22 protein-coding genes and 2 pseudogenes are annotated in these 21,149 nt (G+C 39.3%); 13 read left to right on the top strand and 11 right to left on the bottom strand.

Annotated features, from left to right (window positions below; all coding sequences use genetic code 11):
* Positions 1–29: 29 nt before the first annotated feature.
* The 6 genes from ACTJKA_RS17370 (at position 30) to ACTJKA_RS17345 (ending at position 3,619) form a co-directional block, all read left to right on the top strand.
* A complete protein-coding gene (locus ACTJKA_RS17370) occupies positions 30–488 on the top strand; it encodes an ASCH domain-containing protein (protein WP_035392337.1) in 459 nt (152 codons plus the stop codon).
* A 206-nt stretch (positions 489–694) separates the two neighbouring features.
* Positions 695–1,312, top strand: coding sequence for a DUF47 domain-containing protein (locus ACTJKA_RS17365; RefSeq protein ID WP_017359157.1), 618 nt, complete (start codon positions 695–697; stop codon positions 1,310–1,312).
* 15 nt (positions 1,313–1,327) lie between these two features.
* Positions 1,328–2,326, top strand: coding sequence for an inorganic phosphate transporter (locus tag ACTJKA_RS17360; protein WP_017359158.1), 999 nt, complete (start codon positions 1,328–1,330; stop codon positions 2,324–2,326).
* 146 nt (positions 2,327–2,472) lie between these two features.
* A complete protein-coding gene (locus tag ACTJKA_RS17355) occupies positions 2,473–3,243 on the top strand; it encodes a type II toxin-antitoxin system SpoIISA family toxin (protein WP_017359599.1) in 771 nt (256 codons plus the stop codon).
* Positions 3,212–3,388, top strand: coding sequence for a type II toxin-antitoxin system SpoIISB family antitoxin (locus tag ACTJKA_RS17350; RefSeq protein WP_008346289.1), 177 nt, complete (start codon positions 3,212–3,214; stop codon positions 3,386–3,388). The genes ACTJKA_RS17355 and ACTJKA_RS17350 overlap by 32 nt, the downstream gene beginning before the upstream one ends.
* 99 nt (positions 3,389–3,487) lie before the next feature.
* Positions 3,488–3,619: a hypothetical protein gene (locus ACTJKA_RS17345; protein WP_008346290.1), complete on the top strand. Its 132-nt coding sequence runs from the start codon at positions 3,488–3,490 to the stop codon at positions 3,617–3,619.
* Here ACTJKA_RS17345 and ACTJKA_RS17340 read toward each other — a convergent pair.
* Entirely contained in the window at positions 3,608–4,507 is a 900-nt protein-coding gene (locus ACTJKA_RS17340; RefSeq protein ID WP_079920023.1) for an N-acetylmuramoyl-L-alanine amidase, read from the bottom strand. The genes ACTJKA_RS17345 and ACTJKA_RS17340 overlap by 12 nt on opposite strands.
* 312 nt (positions 4,508–4,819) lie before the next feature.
* On the opposite strand from ACTJKA_RS17340, the gene ACTJKA_RS17335 reads away from it, so the two are divergent.
* On the top strand, positions 4,820–5,404 hold the full coding sequence (locus ACTJKA_RS17335) for an ImmA/IrrE family metallo-endopeptidase (protein ID WP_440607868.1): 585 nt from the start codon (positions 4,820–4,822) through the stop codon (positions 5,402–5,404).
* On the opposite strand, the gene ACTJKA_RS17330 is transcribed toward ACTJKA_RS17335, so the two are convergent.
* The gene (locus ACTJKA_RS17330) at positions 5,395–6,018 is read right to left on the bottom strand and encodes a poly-gamma-glutamate hydrolase family protein (protein ID WP_074042083.1); all 624 of its coding nucleotides are present in this window, start codon (positions 6,016–6,018) and stop codon (positions 5,395–5,397) included. The two genes, ACTJKA_RS17335 and ACTJKA_RS17330, sit on opposite strands and share 10 nt — an antisense overlap.
* Before the next feature lie 244 nt (positions 6,019–6,262).
* On the opposite strand from ACTJKA_RS17330, the gene ACTJKA_RS17325 reads away from it, so the two are divergent.
* The gene (locus ACTJKA_RS17325) at positions 6,263–6,634 is read left to right on the top strand and encodes a DUF5412 domain-containing protein (RefSeq protein WP_017359605.1); all 372 of its coding nucleotides are present in this window, start codon (positions 6,263–6,265) and stop codon (positions 6,632–6,634) included.
* A 39-nt stretch (positions 6,635–6,673) separates the two neighbouring features.
* Here the strand turns inward: ACTJKA_RS17325 and ACTJKA_RS17320 are convergent, their stop codons facing one another.
* Positions 6,674–7,498 carry a methyl-accepting chemotaxis protein gene (locus ACTJKA_RS17320; RefSeq protein WP_440607867.1) on the bottom strand — a complete coding sequence of 275 codons (825 nt, stop codon included), beginning with the start codon at positions 7,496–7,498 and terminating at the stop codon, positions 6,674–6,676.
* Positions 7,499–7,719: 221 nt separating this feature from the next.
* Here ACTJKA_RS17320 and ACTJKA_RS17315 point away from each other — a divergent pair, with 221 nt between their 5' ends.
* Positions 7,720–9,189: an NAD(P)/FAD-dependent oxidoreductase gene (locus ACTJKA_RS17315; protein ID WP_440607866.1), complete on the top strand. Its 1,470-nt coding sequence runs from the start codon at positions 7,720–7,722 to the stop codon at positions 9,187–9,189.
* A 27-nt stretch (positions 9,190–9,216) separates the two neighbouring features.
* Here ACTJKA_RS17315 and hag (ACTJKA_RS17310) read toward each other — a convergent pair whose 3' ends face one another.
* The 4 genes and pseudogenes from hag (ACTJKA_RS17310) to ACTJKA_RS17295 form a co-directional block, all read right to left on the bottom strand.
* Complete coding sequence (gene hag, locus ACTJKA_RS17310) at positions 9,217–10,038, bottom strand: flagellin Hag (RefSeq protein ID WP_008346306.1); 822 nt, start codon at positions 10,036–10,038, stop codon at positions 9,217–9,219.
* Between the two features lie 289 nt (positions 10,039–10,327).
* Positions 10,328–11,245: a flagellin Hag gene (hag, locus tag ACTJKA_RS17305; protein WP_440607865.1), complete on the bottom strand. Its 918-nt coding sequence runs from the start codon at positions 11,243–11,245 to the stop codon at positions 10,328–10,330.
* A 225-nt stretch (positions 11,246–11,470) separates the two neighbouring features.
* Positions 11,471–12,810: pseudogene (locus ACTJKA_RS17300) on the bottom strand (Kelch repeat-containing protein).
* 60 nt (positions 12,811–12,870) lie between these two features.
* A complete protein-coding gene (locus ACTJKA_RS17295; protein WP_173407959.1) occupies positions 12,871–13,485 on the bottom strand; it encodes a TetR/AcrR family transcriptional regulator in 615 nt (204 codons plus the stop codon).
* 214 nt (positions 13,486–13,699) lie between these two features.
* On the opposite strand from ACTJKA_RS17295, the gene ACTJKA_RS17290 reads away from it, so the two are divergent.
* Positions 13,700–14,812, top strand: coding sequence for an NAD(P)-dependent alcohol dehydrogenase (locus ACTJKA_RS17290; protein WP_007498906.1), 1,113 nt, complete (start codon positions 13,700–13,702; stop codon positions 14,810–14,812).
* A gap of 138 nt (positions 14,813–14,950) precedes the next feature.
* On the opposite strand, the gene alr is transcribed toward ACTJKA_RS17290, so the two are convergent.
* On the bottom strand, positions 14,951–16,132 hold the full coding sequence (gene alr / locus ACTJKA_RS17285; protein ID WP_046343326.1) for an alanine racemase: 1,182 nt from the start codon (positions 16,130–16,132) through the stop codon (positions 14,951–14,953).
* A gap of 252 nt (positions 16,133–16,384) precedes the next feature.
* Here alr and ACTJKA_RS17280 point away from each other — a divergent pair.
* Together ACTJKA_RS17280 and ACTJKA_RS17275 are read left to right on the top strand one after the other, a co-directional pair.
* Positions 16,385–16,444 (top strand): annotated as a pseudogene (locus ACTJKA_RS17280) (YunG family protein); the annotation flags it as partial.
* A 338-nt stretch (positions 16,445–16,782) separates the two neighbouring features.
* On the top strand, positions 16,783–17,154 hold the full coding sequence (locus ACTJKA_RS17275; RefSeq protein WP_008348328.1) for a hypothetical protein: 372 nt from the start codon (positions 16,783–16,785) through the stop codon (positions 17,152–17,154).
* A gap of 91 nt (positions 17,155–17,245) precedes the next feature.
* Here the strand turns inward: ACTJKA_RS17275 and ACTJKA_RS17270 are convergent, their stop codons facing one another.
* Positions 17,246–17,665 carry a GNAT family N-acetyltransferase gene (locus ACTJKA_RS17270; RefSeq protein WP_017359613.1) on the bottom strand — a complete coding sequence of 140 codons (420 nt, stop codon included), beginning with the start codon at positions 17,663–17,665 and terminating at the stop codon, positions 17,246–17,248.
* Positions 17,666–17,685: 20 nt separating this feature from the next.
* Positions 17,686–18,255 (bottom strand): TetR/AcrR family transcriptional regulator, encoded by a 570-nt coding sequence (locus ACTJKA_RS17265; protein ID WP_035392352.1) that lies wholly within the window; start codon positions 18,253–18,255, stop codon positions 17,686–17,688.
* 181 nt (positions 18,256–18,436) lie between these two features.
* Between ACTJKA_RS17265 and lpdA the strand changes: the two genes are divergently transcribed.
* Positions 18,437–19,831, top strand: coding sequence for a dihydrolipoyl dehydrogenase (gene lpdA / locus ACTJKA_RS17260; RefSeq protein ID WP_108611765.1), 1,395 nt, complete (start codon positions 18,437–18,439; stop codon positions 19,829–19,831).
* Between the two features lie 114 nt (positions 19,832–19,945).
* On the opposite strand, the gene ACTJKA_RS17255 is transcribed toward lpdA, so the two are convergent.
* Positions 19,946–21,106, bottom strand: a complete 1,161-nt coding sequence (locus ACTJKA_RS17255) for an MFS transporter (RefSeq protein WP_412055006.1) — start codon at positions 21,104–21,106, stop codon at positions 19,946–19,948.
* Positions 21,107–21,149 lie beyond the last annotated feature (43 nt).

Raw genomic sequence — 21,149 nt, 5'->3', positions numbered from 1 at the left:
AATAAACTCATAACAAAGGGGGAAAAAGGATGAACCACAAAAGCACTTTATTTTGGGAATCTTATTGGGAGGAAAAATCAGAAAAAACTCCTGATCACGCCTCTGTTTCTGCTTGGGCATTTGGCGCAGATCCAGATCACTTGCTTGACCTTGTACAACAAGGGAAAAAAACAGCCACTTGTTCTGGATACCTTTTTTACGAAAAAGAACAAGAGCCTCTTCCAAAACCCGGTCAATATGCGGTCATTTTGGACAGCAGGGAGGAACCAAAAGCCATCATAGAGATCACACAAGTAGATATCATGCCAATGAATGAGGTTCCTGAATCATTTGCAAAAGCAGAAGGTGAAGGCGATCTTTCATATGACTATTGGTACAAAGAACATGAAGAATTTTTCACAGAAGCCCTTAAGCCGTACGGATTAACATTTAAGGAAGATATGCTTCTTGTTTGTGAGCGGTTTAAGCTTGTTTATTCAGCTTCTTAACTTTTAAGCGGTGCCAAAAATGGTCCGCTTTTTTGCTTTCTTTTCCCCTTTCTGAAAAAGGTGAGTTGAGATCACATCTTTAGGTCAGAATAAGATCAAATAGAAAAAGTGAAGAAATTTTCGACTACACCTGTTTTTTTTCGACAAAAGAATATATAATTATTTGATGTGTGCATTGTCTCATTTATACAATGGAGGGTTTTTACATGTTAAAAAGGAAAAAAGACAAGTTTTCCGTCTTGTTAACGGAAATTGCTAAAAATTTAGATGAAACTGCTGAGTATTTTGTTAGCTATAAAGTAACAAATCAAACCACTCTGAAAGAATTTTCTGACACATTGAAGGAATATGAGACAAAAGGTGATAATCATGTTCATACCATGATTAAAGAGCTGAACAAAGCCTTTATTACACCGATTGAACGTGAAGACATTCTTCAATTGACGAATAGCCTCGACGATGTTTTAGACGGCATTGAGCATTTTTCAGCAACTTTAGAAATTTATTCAATTACAAGCTCTGACGAACATATCGACAAATTCAGCCACTACATCAGAGAATGTGCGAAAGAAATTTTAACGACTATTGAATTACTGGCTGATAATCGCTTGAAAGATATTCATCCGCACGCAATCAAAATTAAAGAGATTGAGCATAATTGTGACAATCTTCACCGCAAATCACTAAAGAACTTGTTTGGAAAAGAAACGGATCCAATTAAGGTCATTCAATACAAAGAAATTTACGAAACACTTGAAGAAATCGCAGATTCCTGTCAAAGTGTTGCCAACAATCTAGAAACAATCATTATGAAGAATGCGTAACGGGGTTAGTTAAACATGGATACATTACTCATCCTTACCATACTTATTGTCATTTGTGCACTTGCTTTTGATTTCATTAACGGATTCCACGATACAGCAAATGCCATTGCTACTTCAGTTTCAACAAAGGCGTTAAAGCCAAGACATGCTATTATTATGGCAGCGTTTATGAACTTCTTAGGAGCAATGACATTTACAGGTGTGGCAAAGTCCATTACAAAAGACATCGCAGATCCTTTTACACTTCAAAACGGATCTGTCGTCATTTTGGCTGCATTAATTGCAGCGATAACTTGGAACTTGCTTACTTGGTATTACGGGATTCCGAGTAGTTCTTCACACGCACTGATCGGATCAATTGCAGGAGCTGTTATTGCCTCTGCTGGTTTTGGCGCTTTAAACTATTCGGGATTCATTAAAATCATTCAAGCACTTTTGCTTTCACCTATCCTGGCTTTTGTTTTGGGATATATCGTGTATACCATTATCAAAATTATATTCCGAAACAACAATCTCGCAAAAACAAATAAACAATTCCGACGTGTTCAAATTTTAACGGCTGCACTGCAATCGTATACCCACGGAACAAACGATGCGCAAAAAGCGATGGGAATTATTACGATGGCTTTAATTGCAGGTAATTTGCATACAACAGACGACATTCCTTTCTGGGTACAATTCTCTTGTGCGCTTGCAATGGGACTAGGTACGTCTATTGGCGGCTGGAAGATTATTAAAACAGTCGGCGGTAAAATCATGAAGATTCGTCCAGTAAACGGAGTATCTGCAGACTTAACGGGTGCAGCTATTATCTTCGGTGCAACATTTATTCACTTACCTGTTAGTACCACTCACGTGATCTCATCTTCTATTCTAGGTGTAGGATCTGCACATAGAGTAAAAGGAGTCAACTGGGGTACGGCAAAACGTATGCTTGTCACTTGGGTGATCACATTACCGATTTCGGGAACTCTAGGGGCACTTATATACTTTGTGTTAAATGCGATTCTCTAATATCAAAGACCTGTCTAACAGGTCTTTTTTTATTTGTTTGCATCCTCAAATGGTCTTTTTCTGCAAGCCATTTTTTCATGAAGCAGGGTTTCCAATCATATCCATAGAAATAAATAAGTATCCATCTGTCTATGGGAGAGAAGAACATGCTATTATTTTTTCAATTGACTGTTTGGTTATTGCTAGGCGCTCTTGCTGTATATGTATTTGCGGTATGGCGCTTTGAACAAAAAGTAAAAGAAAAGATGTTTGCGATTCGTAAAACGTGGTATTGGATTTATGTAGCGGGTGCTGTTGTGTACTGGACAAATGACCCTGCTTCAATCTTCACCGATTGGATGCACTACCTGATTATTGCTGTTTTTTTCGCATTAACTGATGCCTTTATTTTCCTCAGCTCCTATATTAAAAAACTCGGAAATCATGAACTTGAAACCGACACCCATCAACTCCTAGAACAAAATAACGACCTGCTTCATTCTTACCTTAATAAACTAAAAACGTACCAATACCTATTGAAAAACGAACCGATCCATGTATATTATGGAAGTATAGAAGCATATATAGAGGGAATTGAACGACTGATCTATTCTTTTGCAGAAAAAATGAATATTCAAGCAGTTCTTTGTCCTTATGATACGCAGGAGCAAAAAGATGACCTGCTGCGGACACTTGATCAGAGAGCGCTCATTCAAGCAAAGCTTGACAGGCAGGAAGTGTATTACGATGATTTCGGCAAATTGGTTCTCATCCCGTTTTCAGTAGCGGATGCACACTTTGTGATTAAGCTGACCTCTGAGGAAATTGTCACTGAATTCGACTATTTATTAATGACTTCACTTACAACGATTTATGACCTAATCTTGCCTGACGAAGAGGAAGGTGATGAAGATGGAACACGCACTTCAAGGGGATAATAACAATCGCAAGAAAAACCCATTTAAGATTTTAAAGAAAAAGCGCCATATTAGTATGGCTGATTACAAAGTAAGTCCCCATACGGAGCGTATTTTCAAAAAGAATGAACAGCTCCTAGATGAGTATAAAAATAAAAAAGCTTGATTACACTAAAGGACGCGGAACTTCATCCGCGTCCTACTTCCGTTTTCACATCTACTTGCATACAATAAAACCAACTGCTGCAACGATTGAGGTGCCATTATGAAAAAGAAACTTAAACAATTGAGATATGTTCAGTTTGCTGAATTTAAGCCATCCCCTTATGTCTGCCGATTACATGAAAAGAGTGAAGCCGTCATTCAAGCGGCCAAAAAGAAAGACTTACTGATTTAATAGTTGAAGCAGCTTCACTTTTGTTTTAGGACCGTATACCCCATCACTTGTTAGACCATTCATTAGTTGAAATCGCGCGACGGCATTGGCTGTTTTTTCCCCATAAACGCCATCAATGCCCTTATCTACAGCTGTTTTATCAGGATAAAAATACACAGCAGCAAGCGCTTTTTGGACGAGACGTACATGCTCCCCCTTCGTCAGAGGTGATGTCACCTTTAACACCCCATCCGGCAATTCATAACTGAGCTTTTCTTCTGCATGATAAATTTTGAGAACTTGTCCAACTCGAATCATGTTCGGGTCACTAATCTGATTCCATGTCTGTAAATCACTCACTGTGACACCATGGGCTTTGGCAATACTCGTTAGCGTATCCCCGCTTTTCACCACATATGTGATCACCGTTTCCGGATCACCTGCAGTCTCAATTCCTCTTTTAAATTCATCCCATGTAGCTAGCAGCAGACGTGGACATGTTTTTCCTGACCAATGCTGATGCGTCACCACATTTGCTAATGGAATGCCATGTTCTTTTAAAAGCTTTTGAATAAGCCACTGGGCATGTTTGACAGCTTGTTGAAAGTTTCCATCTTCGTTTTCACAAATTTCAATGCCAATCGATTTTCGGTTGCCATCTCCATGTCCATCCCCAGCATGCCACCCATTTTCATTTAAAGGGAGATGCTGAAAAATTTCTCTGTCATCCACTGTGAAGTGCCAGCTTACCTCTGTTGTTGAGCGTTTGACATATGCCGCATGACTTTTTGCGTCAGCTCCCTTAGATGTATTGGCTGTGTTATGCACAGTTACATAAAGCGGCGTCATAGCATATCCTGGGCGATTTCCGTTTCCAACTGGAATAAAATCTTGATAAATTTGTACCATGTTTTGCACTCCTTTTTGCTAAATTGATGTTTGATCTTGCTCATCAATCGGTGGCAAACGTAAGACAAATTTGTTTGTTTTCGTCATAAGACTATGGTAAAATTTGAATTCAATCGCCGTTTTATCTTTGTAAAAAATAAAAAATAGAACAAAAAAAACAGGAAAAACTTCCAATTTTCTTTGATTTTATGTTAAAATTGTTAAAAACAAGCCGATATAAAAAGTAAGCGATAGCTTTATTAGCCATTTAGTCCTATATGGACTTTTCTTTTACGGCAAAAATAGAACATACGTTTGTATGGAGGTTTTGACATGACTTATTTTTTAACCCATTTAGAAGAAGATATTAAACGGTTATACACTCAACTGCAAATAAGCGGCCCTGCCTATGTAGACATGCATAGGATCGCAGCTGAATTTCATGTATGGGTACACTACGAGGATACTGGCAGCATGATGATCAAACATCAAGGTCTTTACAGTATTATTTTAAACAGAGCCTTATCGTCAGAAGAACAGTGGCAGGATTTCGCCCACGAGCTTTGTCATGTGCTGAAGCATACAGGCAACCACTTTAACATGCACAAGCTCTTTCGAGAACTGCAAGAGTTTCAAGCAAAACAATTCATGTATCACTTTTGTGTTCCGACTTTTATGCTGCTGCAAATGACGTTCCCAAACCTTAGGCAGCAAGCCATTTTGCATATTGCTCAAACATTTCATGTCACTCGGGCTTTTGCTGAAAAACGGCTTGCTCTATTTGAACAGCGAAGAGCCGGCATTCAATTTCAAAAAGAATTTACTTCTTATTTAATGAGAGCCGGCAAGGTCGCAGAAAATGAAGCTGAATATCAAACAAAAGCGTCAGCACACGTGACGTCAGAAGTTTATTCATAAAGGCTTAACACTTGTTTCAGCGCATTTGTGTATTGATAAAATTGTTCGGTTTGTGTATCACGCCTACGGCTCCGCCTAAAGTCTTGAAAGAAAGCTCTTCTCTGAGCTTGGCTAATTTCAATTTGAACACTTTTTCCTGTGAGGCACTGATTATTAATATTTTGAGGATGTGTTCCAGCAAATTGATCCGATTCAGATAAAAGTAAGGCATGGAAGCCATTTTGTGTGAGACGCTTCACTGTTTCAGCAGCTTTTTCCCTGTCGGTACCGCCAACTAAAGTTTGTAGGACGTCTGTTTCTCCATAGCCGTGGAGTGCAAACGTATAATGATGTGTATGCACTTGAGAAAGACAAATCGGCTCATCAAAACGTGTGCTCGTAATATGAAGAACATGATTGCCTTTCACTTTAAGGCCCTCGAATAAATACATAGAATAATCGGTTGCTACTTCATGGACCAGCTCGCTCACGCCAGATTCAATTCCGCCCGCATGAGGTGACAGGACGAGAAGCTGATCCCCTTTCCGCTGATGAAGAATCTGATAGTCAATCCCTTTTCTTTCATGAGCGGAAAGCTCTTCATAATTTTGATACGTATCTATGATTTGATTCATTCCATCTGCCCCATTTCTCTATATGAGCATAAGTCTACTGATCGCAAATTCTTTTGTAAAGTGTTTTCGAATGACCAGTGTGATCTGAATGCATCCTTAAATTTTCCTTATCTTTACGGGCTAACTGTTGAATGTTGAGAAAAAATGGCCGATAATTGAAATGAATAGAACTTTTGGACTATATGAATCTTTTTGTAATCTCTCTCATATATTAGAATATTGCGATCTACACCTGGAGGAATTCATGTTTAAAAAGAAAACCACCATCATCCTTGCCATCTTATGTCTTAGCTTCGCCGGAATTATTTACTGGAAATGCTTCTCTCTTCAAGGCGTGTCTCACGGAACATTTATCCGCTCGATATCATCACCTGATGGAACCTATACCATTAACACATATCGACATAGCGGAGGAAAGCTAAAAGAGAATGCGGTCAGAGCAGAAATTGAAAACAAACTCACCCATCACAAGAAAACAATCTACTGGAAGTACCCTGATAAAGATCCTCTGATTAAATGGGAAAATGCACAGCTCGTTCAAATTGGACATGAGTTTTTAAATGTGGTCAAAGGTGAAACATACGATTATCGCTTTGATCAGAAAAACAGAAAATAACGAGCCAACAAAAAAACGAACCCTTTTTGGATTCGTTTTTTACGTTGACATCACCTTTTGCATAAATTCTTTCATTTCTTTGCTAACCGTCGTCAACCTATCTACAATTTCACTAAACTCCGTCACTAATAAAGCTTGTTCTGAAGATGACCCTTTCATATGGCCCATACTCTCAAGTAATGTATGTATATTAGAGGAAATCCCTTGTAATGAGCTTTCTATATTTTCCGTTGCACGTGAGGTTTCGCTTGAGAGCTTTTGAACCTCGCTTGCTACCACACTAAAACCCGCTCCCTCTTTTCCTGCCCTGGCCGCTTCAATTGAAGCATTCAATCCTAGCAAACTCGTTTGTTTAGAGATACCTTTGATCATTTTAGTAATATCTGAAGTTTTTTTCGAGCTTTCAAGTGTTTGCTGTGTTTGTAATGTCATTTCCTCACTTGTCGCAGAGAGCTCTTCTGAATGAGCCGCCACCACATGTACTTTTTCTTGAATACTTTGAATGATGTCGTTCAATGACTCCATATACGCCTCAAGTTCTATTTGATTTTTAAGTGGAAAACCTAAAGCGATTGCACCAATGACTTGTTGATTTTCATCGAAAATCGGCAATCCCATTGCATTTAAAGGCGTCCCATACACCGATTCAGGTACGAATGTACTTGATGTTTCTCCTCTAAGCGCATTTTTCATATTCTGATCATCTGGTTTAATGGGATCTCCTGTCCGTATTTGAAAATCCACATCTTTTGATGGCAAATACAGCAAGAATTTTTCTCGATCAATGACACCCATCGTCACTTCATCTTTTAAAATCTTCATCATATAAGGTGCTGCGGTTACAATACTCTGTAGTATATCCATTCTCTCTACCCCCTTAATGTATTTATCGGTCATTCCTCTCAAATTTGATTATTATTTTTTAAAAATAATGATCAAGATTGAAGTTTTTTTCATATTTACGAGTAAAAAGTATGCCAATTCCTTTCTATATTCAAAAAAACAAGAATTTGCTATACTTAGAAAATCAACATATGATGAAATGGTCATGTAACCATTTTATATATTCACTGGAGGCGCATGTTGTGACACAACCCATGAAGTATGAGCGGGCGATCGTCATCGGAGGCGGAATAACGGGAATGCTCGCTGCAAAGGTTTTATCAAGTTTTTACCTTGAAGTATTGATTATTGAAAAGGACGAATTGCCAGACGCTCCTGAGAATCGTCTTGGCACGCCTCAAGCTTTTCATCCACATAGAATGCTGCCACTAGGCAAACAAATAGTGGAACGTCTATTTCCTGGTTATACAAAAGAATTACTCGAAATGGGCGGGTACAACACATGGCATCAGACATCTCGATTTTTGACAAAAGATGGCGAGTTAGTACTCACGGATACTGAAGAAACAGCTGTCACACGACGTGCCATGCTAGAGTGGGTGCTGATGCAAAGAATGTTACGTGAGGAACGTGTTCAATTTTTAGAAAAACATGAAGCGATCGCTCTTCTTTTTGAAGAAGAAACGACTAAAGTGAGTGGATTACAGGTCAAAGATCGGAGGATAAAGCCTGGAATCATCAACAAAATGAGTGCGGACTTAGTCATTGATACGTCTGGAAGAATGTCTAAATTGCCAAAATGGCTGAAAAGCGCAGGACGAACCTTGCCCCAGACAGATGAGCTAATCGTGTCTCTTGGCTATAGCACAAGATACTACCAAATACCACCTGAGGCACCGAATCTGGAACCAATGGTCATCATTGGACAGCCAAATAAGAAAATTCCAACAGGACTGTTTGAACGAGTAGATCATGATTTAGTAGCGGTTCTTCTCTCAGCAGCTGGCGGCTCTCATTATCCAACAACGGACGCTGATCAGTTTGATGTAGAGACCGCTAGGCTGACCAATCCCTCGATAGCAGAAGCCATCACTCATTTAATTCCCTATACGAAACCAAAAGGATTTAGAGTTCCGGCTTGTGTCAGAAACCACTATGAACAAATGGAAGATTGGCCAAGCGGCTTATTGGTCATGGGTGATGCCTTATGCACATTAGATCCAATACATGGTCAGGGAATGACAAAGGCAGCTCTTGAGGCACAGACACTTGAGCGTATGCTCAAACAAGCACAAGAAGATGAGCTTATTTCTTTTGAACGGCATACCTTACAACAAATGCAGCATGCCAATGAGCTTGGCTGGTGGCTTTGTGCAATTGCGGATATGGCATGGGAAGGCGTCGAGTTAAAAGGAACCCCCATTCCGCATCTGACATTTGTACAAGAATTTTTCAATTATTATGTACAATATGCCGTTCAAACAAAACAAACTAAATACCTTGAGGCATATCATCGTATGCATTCATTCTTAATAGAACCGAGAAAAATCATCAACCTAGAGCAGCTGCAAGACATGATTCAAGCTGACTCCACTGGTGAGGTCGGCCACTGGTGGCATAGGTGGGATCAAAAGAATGATGAATTAAATCGAGCTTTCTTCTATGAAGCCGTTCCAGACTTTCAATTACATCAATTGCTAAAATCAACATAAAAAAAGCCCCTCAACGGGGGCTTTTAATTAACGTAATAATTGAAGTACGTTTTGTGGCTGTTGGTTCGCTTGTGCAAGCATTGCTTGTGAAGCTTGAGAAAGAATGTTGTTCTTTGTGAACTCACTCATTTCTTTCGCCATATCAACGTCACGAATACGAGACTCAGCAGCTGTTAAGTTTTCAGCAGAAGCACCAAGGTTGTTGATTGTGTGCTCTAGACGGTTTTGGACCGCCCCAAGTGATGAACGTTGTTTAGATACAGCGCCGATTGCCGCATCGATTTTTTCAATTTCAGTATCGAAATTGAAGCCATCAACACTTACATCAATATCTTTAACTGTTAATGTTTCTGCATCCATTTTACCAATTTCAACAATAATATGTTGTTCCTTGTTCGCACCAATTTGGAATTGGAATCCGTCTGTAACATCTCCATTTAAAAGGTTCTTTCCGTTAAATGCTGTGCGGCTTGAGATACCATCAATCTCTTCAACAAGTGCTTTAATCTCATCTTGAATCGCCGTTAAATCCTCAGTCTGCTGTGTACCTACGTTACCCGCTTGAACTGTCAACTCACGCATACGTTGAAGAATCGCATGTGTTTCAGTTAATGCACCTTCAGCTGTTTGAATAAGAGAAATACCATCTTGTGCGTTTTTAGACGCCATTTCTAACCCCCGAATTTGTCCACGCATTTTTTCAGAAATCGCAAGACCTGCTGCGTCATCTCCTGCACGGTTGATACGAAGACCAGAAGAAAGCTTCTCCATGTTCTTTTGCCCTGCTCCATTATTTGCAGACAAACGGTTCAGTGTGTTAAGTGCTGCGATATTGTGGTTAATTCTCATATTAAATGACCTCCATGTGTTTGAACCAATTAGACATCCATGTCTAAAAGTTCTAAATTAGAATTTTTTTGTAAGCCTTACAATCCATTTATCGAACTTTAATGGAATATGTTTAACAAAAAAGGAATAAATAAGGAAAAAGTCTTATTCATTATGATTGTTTCGCTAGAGTATGCCAAATTTAAAGGTCGTTTTTCATGATTTAACAGAGGGATTTAAGAATCATAAGACTGGAGAAAATGTGAAGGAAAAAACAGCATAAAAAAAAGCCCCATCAAGGGGCCTTTCATTAACGTAGTAATTGAAGTACGTTTTGTGGCTGTTGGTTCGCTTGTGCAAGCATTGCTTGAGACGCTTGAGAAAGAATGTTGTTCTTAGTGAACTCACTCATTTCTTTCGCCATGTCAACGTCACGAATACGAGACTCAGCAGCTGTTAAGTTTTCACCAGAAGCACCAAGGTTGTTGATTGTGTGCTCTAGACGGTTTTGGACTGCTCCAAGTTTAGAACGTTGGTTAGATACTTGTTTGATCGCTCCATCAACGATATCTAATTGGTCATCAAAAGAAATTGCGTCAGCATCAGTTGGATCAGCAAATTGTCTTACATCGATGTCGGCAACTGCACGGTCTGCAATAAGAGCGCCATCATCACCAACCGCACCAAGTGCTGTAGAAGACATTGCTTCGATGTTCACATCTAATTTTTGTGCTTTATTTGCACCGATTTGGAAAGTTAATGATTTTGCATTAGCACCAGTCGCGCTAAAAGAACCGTCAAGTAGTTTCTTTCCGTTAAATTCTGTACGATCAGAGATACCGTTTTTGCCAGAACCGTTACCAATTTCTTGAACTAGGTTAGCGATTTCTTCTTGGATAGCACCAAGGTCTGTATCGTCTTGTGTTCCCGTGTTTCCAGCTTGAACAACAAGCTCACGTACACGTTGAAGGATTGAGTGAGTTTCAGTCAATGCACCCTCAGCTGTTTGGATAAGAGAGATACCGTCTTGTGCGTTTTTAGTAGCCATTTCTAATCCGCGGATTTGTCCACGCATTTTTTCAGAGATCGCAAGACCTGCTGCGTCATCTCCTGCACGGTTAATTTTAAGACCAGAAGAAAGTTTCTCCATGTTCTTTTGGCTCGCACCGTTGTTTGCAGACAAACGGTTTAATGTGTTAAGTGCTGCGATATTGTGGTTAATTCTCATTTCCTATTACCTCCATGTATGTGGGACCTGACAGACGTCCTTGTCTGAAAAAAGTCCTTTATTCTAGGGCTTATCAACCCTGACAATTCTATTATCGGACGTGGTTATGGGATGTTTAGCAGATTTTTAAAAAAATATCTTGTTTTTTTATGATGTTCATCCTAATTTTAACAATAATGCAAAATATAAAAAGCTGCTAATCTATTATCAGCAGCTTTCATTTTATTAATATTGCTTGATATCAAACATTAAGATATTTTGGTACACGACATAATCTTTCTTACTTGTGAAAGGTCCTTTATTGTGTTCATTATTGATCTCATAAAAGTTCATTCCGATTCCAAAGCTTCTTTCTTTACACCAGTTAAGAAAATCGTTGATTTCTTTCATTGAGAGCAGTAATCCTTTTGTAACCCATTGATTCATGGTAATGGAAAGTATACCTTTCGCAGTTTCTTCTCCTGGAATTGTTCCATCTTGGTCTTTCGGCTCTTCTGTTGTGCCATCACCTGGCTTTGTCCCATCTTGATCCTTTGGGTCTTCTGCTATCCCATCATCCGGCTTTGTTTCATCCTCAGTCACTTGTAAGTCTTTTAATGAAATAGAAATCACTGATCTGTAATCACTTTTTACAGAAAGATTTCTCATACTATAAGAGTAGTCACGTCCGCCAATGACATATAATTGATCATCAACAATTGTTGCAACAGCTGATACTCTTCCTTCTGGCAATTCATAAGCTGAATTTTTAAATTGACCATCCTGTGGATTGAAAATCTGAACTTTGTTTACCATATTTTTTCCTAATTATCACCATATAATTGCCCATCAATAATAAAGAACTTACCGTTGTAAGTTTCATAGGAGGGTTCATATGTATAAGATGTCAATTGAACATCGATAAGCCTCTTCCAAGTATCTGTTGCAATATCATACTGAAACAAATTCTTTTCTCTACTATGACCAAACGAATTTTCGCCACCTGCAACATATATTTTTCCGTCAATTTCAGAAATGGCTCTCCCATTTCGAGAAGGCAAAACTGATGAATTCAGATTCTTCCATTCACCAGTAGTTTTATTGTAACAATAGACATTATTCGTATAAGTATTTCTTGAAGATACAATATATATATTCTCTTCCACCGCAACTGCGTGCAAAGTTCCCTTATTGTATAATTTAGGTACAGTATCCCTAGGTATTTGAATTGGTTCTTCAGCCCACTGATCAAGTTCTGTATCATATATATCAATTGTGTTATAAGCTGTTTTTGTCTCTTCGTTTTTTCCACCTATTAGATATATTTTCTTACCTACTGTAGCATATGTACCGCCTGTTCTATTTCTCGGCATGCTCGTTTTTTCTTCCCAGATATCTTTCTTAGGGTCATACATAAATGTTTGATTATTTAACTTATTTTTTTCACTTGCTCCACCAAATAAATAAATCTTTCCATCAACTACTCCTACCCCAGCATTAATACATTCTTCCGGTAAGTCCGCTCGCTTCGTCCAACCATTTGTCTCAGCTGCATGAGCTTTTAACGGATAAATTGTGACCATCATAAATTCAGAGTGCACTTATTTCTATTAATATCATTCTACATATATCACTTTTATATGACATTACCTTTTCATAATCGTTTCTTCATCTTTCAACTGAATCATAAGTGAGGATTGAATATATAATAAATTGATAATACGTCGTGCCATTTCTGAGGGAGATGCATTGTAGTCATTTCTGATCCATTCAATGATAAAACCAAAGATGCCGTATGAACGATACTGGACAAAATAACTGTCGTTGATTTCTGCATACTGATCACTCACAAACGACATTCTATTTTGGAAAATATATTGTATTTTTTTAAGCAATTTTTCTTGTATGTGGGGAATTCGGTCTTCCATCACTAATAAATCATAATAGTCGCGATTTTCAACGATATATTGAAATACATCAGTGCCTTCTGGTTTCATGCGAGTTAAATCCAACAGTGGATTTTCACGAGTCGGCTTACAAAATTCATATTCGAAATCGACCATTTCCCGGTGAATAACATCTGCTGCTAATTCATCTTTACTTTCATAATGCACATAAAACGTCGTCCGATTATAGTTTGCCTTTTCCACAATATCCTTCACTTTTACGTGCGAATATCCTTTTTCTTTTACTAGTATTTTGAATGTTTGACGAAGTGTTTCTTTTGTTCGCTCAACACGGCGATCCTCTTTTTTGATCATGGGCCCCTCCTTTAGACACTTTTTAAAAAATGTTGATTAGAGATACATAAATTCATTTGTGTTGAAAACCTATACAAAAAAGATTTTTTGCTGATTGAAACGGAAAATCTTTCGTCCTACAATCAACTTAGTCATAAAGAAATGAATTTTTTGTGACATTTGATCTAACCTTTCTTCAGAATATCATACTATACAAAAAGTGAGGGCACATGATATGGAAATTCAAGCGATGGTTACAACAAATGAAAAAGATTTCGAGAAACAAACACTATTACTAGATGATCCAAAAGCAGATGAAGTGCTTGTCAAAATCGTTGCATCTGGCGTTTGTCATACGGATGCCACTGTATTAGATGGCACGCTCCCTGTCCCGCGTCCTGCTCTATTAGGACATGAAGGCTCTGGCATTGTCGTGAAAGCAGGTTCTAATGTCACAACCGTTCAAGAAGGAGACCACGTTGTACTAGGTTTCGCTTATTGCGGTCATTGCCATAATTGTCTTGACGGGAACGCTGGTGGATGTGAAAACATGATTCCACTGAATTTTTCTGGTCGTAATAAACATAATGAAACGCCTATCCATACACATGATCATCAAGATGTATCACAATTTTTTGGTCAATCGTCATTTGGTACATATGCAACGGTTGATGAGAAAAATGTGGTAAAAGTAGACAAAGAAACTGATTTACGTTATTTAGGACCATTCGGCTGCGGCTTAATGACTGGGAGCGGTACTGTCTTAAATTCACTTGCTCCAGCTCCAGGTACAAGCTTTGTTGTGTTCGGTACAGGCGCTGTTGGTTTAAGTGGGTTAATGGCAGCAAAAATTGCAGGCTGTGATCCGATTATTGCCGTTGATATCCATGATAGCCGCCTTGAGCTAGCAAAAGAATTAGGTGCAACACATGTCATCAACAGTAAACATGAGAATCCAGCTGAAAAAGTGAAGGAAATCACAGAAGGAAAAGGAGCACATTACTCATTTGAAACAACTGGAGTACCAGAAGTCACGTTAGCTGCTCTTCACTGCCTGCGTGTCAAAGGAACTTGTGCAACAGTAGCAGTAGGAAAGCGCGATTTAACGTTTAATGTGACAAATGATCTCATGCTCAATGCGCTCACGTTAAAAGGTGTGATAGAAGGAGATGCCGTTCCTCAACTATTCATTCCTAAACTAGTCAAGTTCTTTAAAAATGGACAATTCCCAGTTGAGAAACTAGCAAAATTCTACGAATTAGAAGAGATTGAACAAGCTTTTGAAGATTCTAAAAATGGATCTACGATTAAACCCATTCTTATTTTAGATAAAGAGTATCGAGCTTAAGCCGAAATAAGACGTGAAACTCAAATCCATCATCATTACGATGAAAATAAAAAAGATTGTAGAAAAATATGAGTTTCTCTACAATCTGAATCCCCCTTTATAAAGGGGGATTTTTGCAATTTCATGCTGTCCTTACTTTCACACATACATCACCGGCGTCGATATTTTAATAATCTTCCCGCCTCGACGATAAAACCTTGGAACACGGCGGCTTAATGTTGCAATGACTTCATAGTTAATCGTATTGAGCATTTCAGCAATTTCATCAACAGAAATTTCTCCGCCCTTTTGACGGCCATAAATGACGACTTCCTCGCCTTGCTTTGCTTTCATCTCTCCTAAGCTGATCATCGTCATATCCATTGTGACTCGGCCAGCAATCGGCATTCTTTCTCCGCGGAAAAGCATAAACCCTCGATTGGATAAAGCACGTGAGTACCCATCTGCATAACCAATCGGTATGGTTGCAATGACTTCGTCAGGCTTTGCCACATAGGTTGCCCCATAGCTGACGGTTCTTGGCTTTGTCACCATTTTCTTCACGAACGCAATTCTTGCTTTTAAACTGAGAGCGGGCTCTAGCTGAACAGCGTCTAAGCTTTCAATGTATTGCGAGGGATACAATCCATAAAGTCCGATACCAAGCCGGATCATATCGGCACTAAATTCAGGAAACGCAATCGAAGCAGCTGTATTGTTCATATGTACGGTCGGCAGTTTGATCCCTTCTTCTTTCAAAAACCGAAGAAAATCAATGAAGATGCTGTGCTGCAGCAACGTGAAATCAGGGTCAGGCTCATCCGCAGTGGAGAAATGCGTAAATATTCCATCCCACCTCAGGTTTTCACTCTTTTCAAGCGCCTTCACCACCGCTAACAGCTCTTCCTTTGTCCGTACACCTAATCGCCCCATCCCCGTGTCAACATTGACATGAATCCCAAGCCGTCGCTTGCTTTCTTCTTCCGCTAAGATCTCATTTGCTTGAGCAATCCAGTCTTCTCGAAGGCCGGAGAGATCAATTCTCCAGGCTGCGGCCCTTTTCACACAATCGAGCGGTGTAAATCCAAGCACAAGAATAGGTGCTTCTATTTTTGCTCTTCGCAATACAATCCCTTCTTCTAAGCTAGCAACTGCGAGCTCCGTCGCACCGCTTTCTAGTGCCTGCCGCGCTACCTCCACTGAACCGTGTCCATAAGCATTCGCCTTCACGACAGCCATGATCTTACTCTTCTTTGGAATATGCGCTTGAATGGCTTCGATATTTCTTTTAATTGCATCAAGATTAACTTCGATCCAGACTTCCCGGCAAAGTTTTTTCATAATCGTTCCTCCTTTTAACATAAGTTTCTTCTGTAATTTGTGTTCGTTTTAACATATAGTCTATCTTTATTCATTTATACAAAAAACATTCAATAAGAACCAAGACCTGTTAATTCTTGAAAAAGCCTATATAGACTTGAATACTTACATTCACACTGAAATGACATTAATGATAGGACCTTACAAAACTGAAATAATTATGATGCTCTTGATAAAGCTTGGCTTTCACAATCTAGTTCAAAATAGAGTCCCGCAAACGGTCAATGCCGTGTCACTTCTTTAGTTGTAAATGATCTTTTAAGCGGCGAATGAATGAAGATAGAATTAGGAAATGGCTAGATTTTTTTCAATATCATCCATGGGAAAAGATTAGACTTTTCCTCTTCACAATTCTCTGAGGAAATTTCTTAAAATAGGTAGATATTCAAATCGAGAAGGAGCTTTAGCAATACGAGTAATGAGCAATATTCTTACTAAAAAATAATGTTTTAAATTTTTAATAGATAGATATTAAGTCGTTTTCTTCACAGAAAATTTCAATTCATCCCGAAAGGAAAATGTTCACAATTAATTAACACTTTTTAACAGGAATATCTCGATTTAATATCGAATTAATGACTTGTAAACTAATTTAAAAGGAGTGCTTTAGAATGAAAATGAAGAAATCTATGTATTCTCTTATTGCTGTTTCTGCATTGACTTTTACTATTGGAGGGGTTGCTTCTGCTCAAGAATCCGTTCAAACTAATCATCTTTCATCTATGCCTATTACGCTAAAATCTTTATCCGCGGATGCTCCAATTAAAACAAATGCAAGAAATATCACAATTAACGTAGGATCTAGTTATCCTATTGATGACATTGCCTCATATGCTGTTGTTGTGAAAGGATCACAGTATGTCTCTGTATCCGGTAGAGATATTAAAGGGTTAAAAGATTCAGGTAGTAACCAAGTAGAAGTATGGATGTATAAATCAAATGGCGCTCTATTAGGCGCTCTTTATATAACGGTTAGAAAGTAAATTAAAAAGCCTCTATTATGGAGGCTTTTTTTAAGCAGGATCACCAATACCTAACGTGTGAGTCACATTAGATTATTTTACAATTTTATCCTTATTCATAAGCAAGCACCCAGTACTTCGCCCCAGGCTCCCCTTCCTCTACAACAGCCTTCCATCCTCTTTTTTGATAAAAAGACAAAGCTTTGTGATTTTCGGATACACATTTGAGGGTGACTGGTGTTCCGAGCACTTTGATCGCATGTTTCAGCAACAGATCGCCAGCCCCTTGACCAGCAGCTTCTGGATGTACAAACAAGAGATGAATAAAACGATCTGGTACATATAATGAGATGAATCCAAGGATTTTATTGTTCTCCTCAGTTAAGAAAATTTGCTCTTCCTGCGTATCTTGATCAAAATCTTGCAGTTTGATTTCTTCTGTATTGAGCCAGTGAAAGCTCTGACGTCGGGATTCTAAATAGATTTGTCTTAATTGTGGATAATCTTCTATGCTTGCTTCTCTAATCAACATCGCAACATCCCCTATGTTTTTTAATTTGAATTTAAAATGTGTTTTGCCTGTGTTCTACCTGCCATTAACAATTGATCACTGAACTGCGAATCATTGACAGCTCGTGCAAGAGCAATTGTACCAATCATGCTGCTTACTAGTGCGTAACTGGTAGAGAGATCTATGTTTCCCGTATCAGCTGTAAACGCCATAAACCGTTTCAATTCATCTGTATAGGTTTTACGTACCTCTTGCGATAATTGAGCAATCTCCCCTGCCAGTGCAGGCAATATACAGCCGATCTCCGTCTGATCACGGTGAACGGAACTTAAATAAAAGTCAATGATCGTCTGAATTCGAGGCTGGTCTGTTTTCTTGTCTGCAACACTTTGCAGCAGCTTGATCGTATCAGTAATAGCAAAATGAAAAGTCTCTATCACCAACTGATCCTTGTTCTTAAAGTGAGCGTAAAACCCTCCATGAGTTAGACCTGCCCCTTTCATAATGTATGGCAAACTGATACTACGGACGCCATTTGTTCGAAATGCTCGTGCAGCACTAGCGATGATCTGCTCTCTCACTTTTGACTTATGACCTTTCGGATAAGGCATCCTCTTTTCTCCTTCCTTTTAACTCATCTAAGTGTATTTATTAAAATATTATAATTATCATATTATCTTGTGTCAATTGACTAAAATCCATCTTTCCTCACTCAGATGGGATTGACTTCGCCAAAATATGATGACTATAATATATTATGATCATCATATTTTGAAATTGGAGGTGTAAGAAATGATTCATTTAGAAACAGTAGATACATTGGTGATTGGATCAGGTCCGGGAGGCTACGTGGCGGCGTTACGTTCAGCTCATCTCGGCATGAAGACTGCGATTGTAGAACGTGATCAGTTAGGTGGCGTATGCACCCATGTAGGCTGTATCCCTTCTAAAGCGCTAATAGCAGAAGCAGAGCGGTTCAAACTCCGCACACAATGGGGTGGTTTTCAAGAAAGCGGTTCTTTCAATGAAGCTCAAGCGTTCAAAAAAGCTGTTGTGGAAAAACAAGCTGGAGGCGTCCAATTTTTGTTAAAGTCAGCTGGAGTTACCATTTTGGAAGGCGATGCAAGCTTGTTCGATCAGCATACAGCGGTGATTCAACATGCCGAAAAAGGTGAAAAACGAATCAACTTCAAACACCTTATATTAGCAACCGGCTCTCGTCCAATTGAAATTAAATCACTCCCTTTCGGAGGTCGTATATTGTCTTCCACTGAAGCACTATCCCTTCCCGAAATCCCTAAAAGCCTTGTCGTAGTTGGGGGTGGATATATTGGTGTTGAACTCGGACAGATGTTTGCAAGGTTTGGATCAAAAGTCACCATTCTAGAAGGCGGCAATCAAGTATTGCCTGGTTTTGAAAGTGAACTTGTCTCACCTGTTGTTCGACAATTGAAAGAAGATAACATCACCGTGATTACAGGAGCAAACGTCATAGGTGCCGAGCAGCATATGAGCGGAATTGATCTTCATTATGAGAAACAGAAAGAAAGTTACACGGTGCAAGCGGAATATGCACTGATTACTGTCGGAAGAAAACCGAATACAGATGGAACATTAGGTCTCCATTCTATCGGTTTGTCCATTACCCCTAACGGACTAGTTAAAATTGATGAACAATGCAGAACTTCCATTCCGCACATTTATGCAATTGGTGATATCACCGAGGGTCCTGCTCTGGCTCATAAAGCTTCCTATGAAGCGAAGGTGGCAGCAGAGGCAATCGCCGGGAAACCTTCGATGATCGATTATAAAGCGATCCCACTTGTTGTGTTTTCTAGCCCAGAATTGACGAGTGTTGGACTGAGCGAAACGGATTGCAAGCAACAATCCATTCCGACTGTTACTGGAAAAACAATGTTCTCTATTAATGGTCGAGCACTGGCATTAAAAGAACCAGAAGGATTTGTGAAGATTGTGGCCCATGCTGAATCTGGCCTTATTTTAGGAGCACAAATCGTAGGTGCAGAGGCATCTACTCTTATATCAGAACTTTCTCTCTCTATTGAAATTGGTGCTACAGTAGAAGATTTAGCCATGACGATTCATCCTCACCCAACATTAGGTGAAATGATCATGGAGGCTGCAGAAATGGCCACTCGTAAAGTTGAAAAATTTCTTTCACGATAATTCATTCAGGTGCATCTTTTAAAGATTGAGCAAAATAATCGCCATAGCCTACTTAGGAATAGGCTATGGCGATTTAAATTGAGTCATGATATAAAAGCAGCGGTATATTGATCTTTAATTGGATACCTCTTCACGTTTTTTTCCTAACTTCATCGATAACTGAACGCCAATCATCAGCATCACGATGGCGAGCATTGCGACAATAGCAGCTTGAAAATGTCCGCTGATATCGAAAATCAAACCGATTAAAAATGGACCAAATCCTCCCATGATGTACCCGCCCATCTGTGACATCGCGGACCATGTACCGGCTTCTTCTGGTGTACGCGTTTCAATAATAGGCAGCATAAGCGCCAAAGGAAATAATCCACCTGCTCCAATCCCTAGAAAAATAACAGCTGGCAGGATCGGCATTGGCAGTAGAAGGAATATGAGGCCAATCAGCTCTGACAAACTGCATAAGATCAGAAATAATTTCGGCTTTCCTAGACGATTAACGATTGCTGGAACAAGTAATGCCACCGGAATCTGAATGAGCGTAAATATCGTAAGCAGCATGGCGGCATACTGCGGACTATTCCCAAAATCAAGCGCAATGGGTGAAATCCACGCTGTTAACGAATAGAACATGCTAGACATAAAGCCAAAGAACAAGGTGAATTGAATGGCTTTTTTGTTTCGCAGCGGTAATCTCAGCGGCACATCTGCATGATCTGCTTGTTGGTTTTTACGAGCTAGACCGAGCCATAAAATCAGTGCAATCACGCCTAAAACCGCCCAACAGGCTAACGCAAGTGGAAGGTTATGCTCACTGCGAAGGTAAATCGGAATGGTCAAGCCCGAAGCAAGTGCAGCGCCAACTGTCATCGATATAGAGTACACACTGACAATCCCAGGACTTTTCGGAAAATACTTTTTAATAAAACTAGACAACAATGGTCCGGCAAAACTAATTCCAACTCCTCCTGCAAAAGCAGTCATGAGAAGGATGGTAACCGTTTGACTTGTACCACGCAGTCCAGTCGCAATTGTGATAAGAAAAATCGAGAAAAAAAGAGTTCTCTCTAATCCAAACCGGCGGCTTAGTTTCGTTGCTACAGGGGCAAACACTCCCATGCACAAGACCGGCAAAGTGGTTAAAAGACTTGCCGTGAGTGCACTAACGCCAAGGTCTGATTGAATCATGCTCATCATAGAAGCCACGGATGTAATGATTGGGCGCAAGTTTAAGGCAGCTAAAAATAAAGCAGCTAAATAAAATATTTTTTTTATCAATACTCTTCTTCCTCTCTCATCTTGTTGAGGTTACTATGAGTAT

Origin of the sequence: Bacillus sp. 22190 (assembly GCF_052045575.1) — a bacterium.
Classification (GTDB): domain Bacteria; phylum Bacillota; class Bacilli; order Bacillales; family Bacillaceae; genus Bacillus; species Bacillus altitudinis.
Note: the sequence above shows the minus strand (reverse complement) of the source record. Positions and strands in the feature narration are given on the sequence as shown.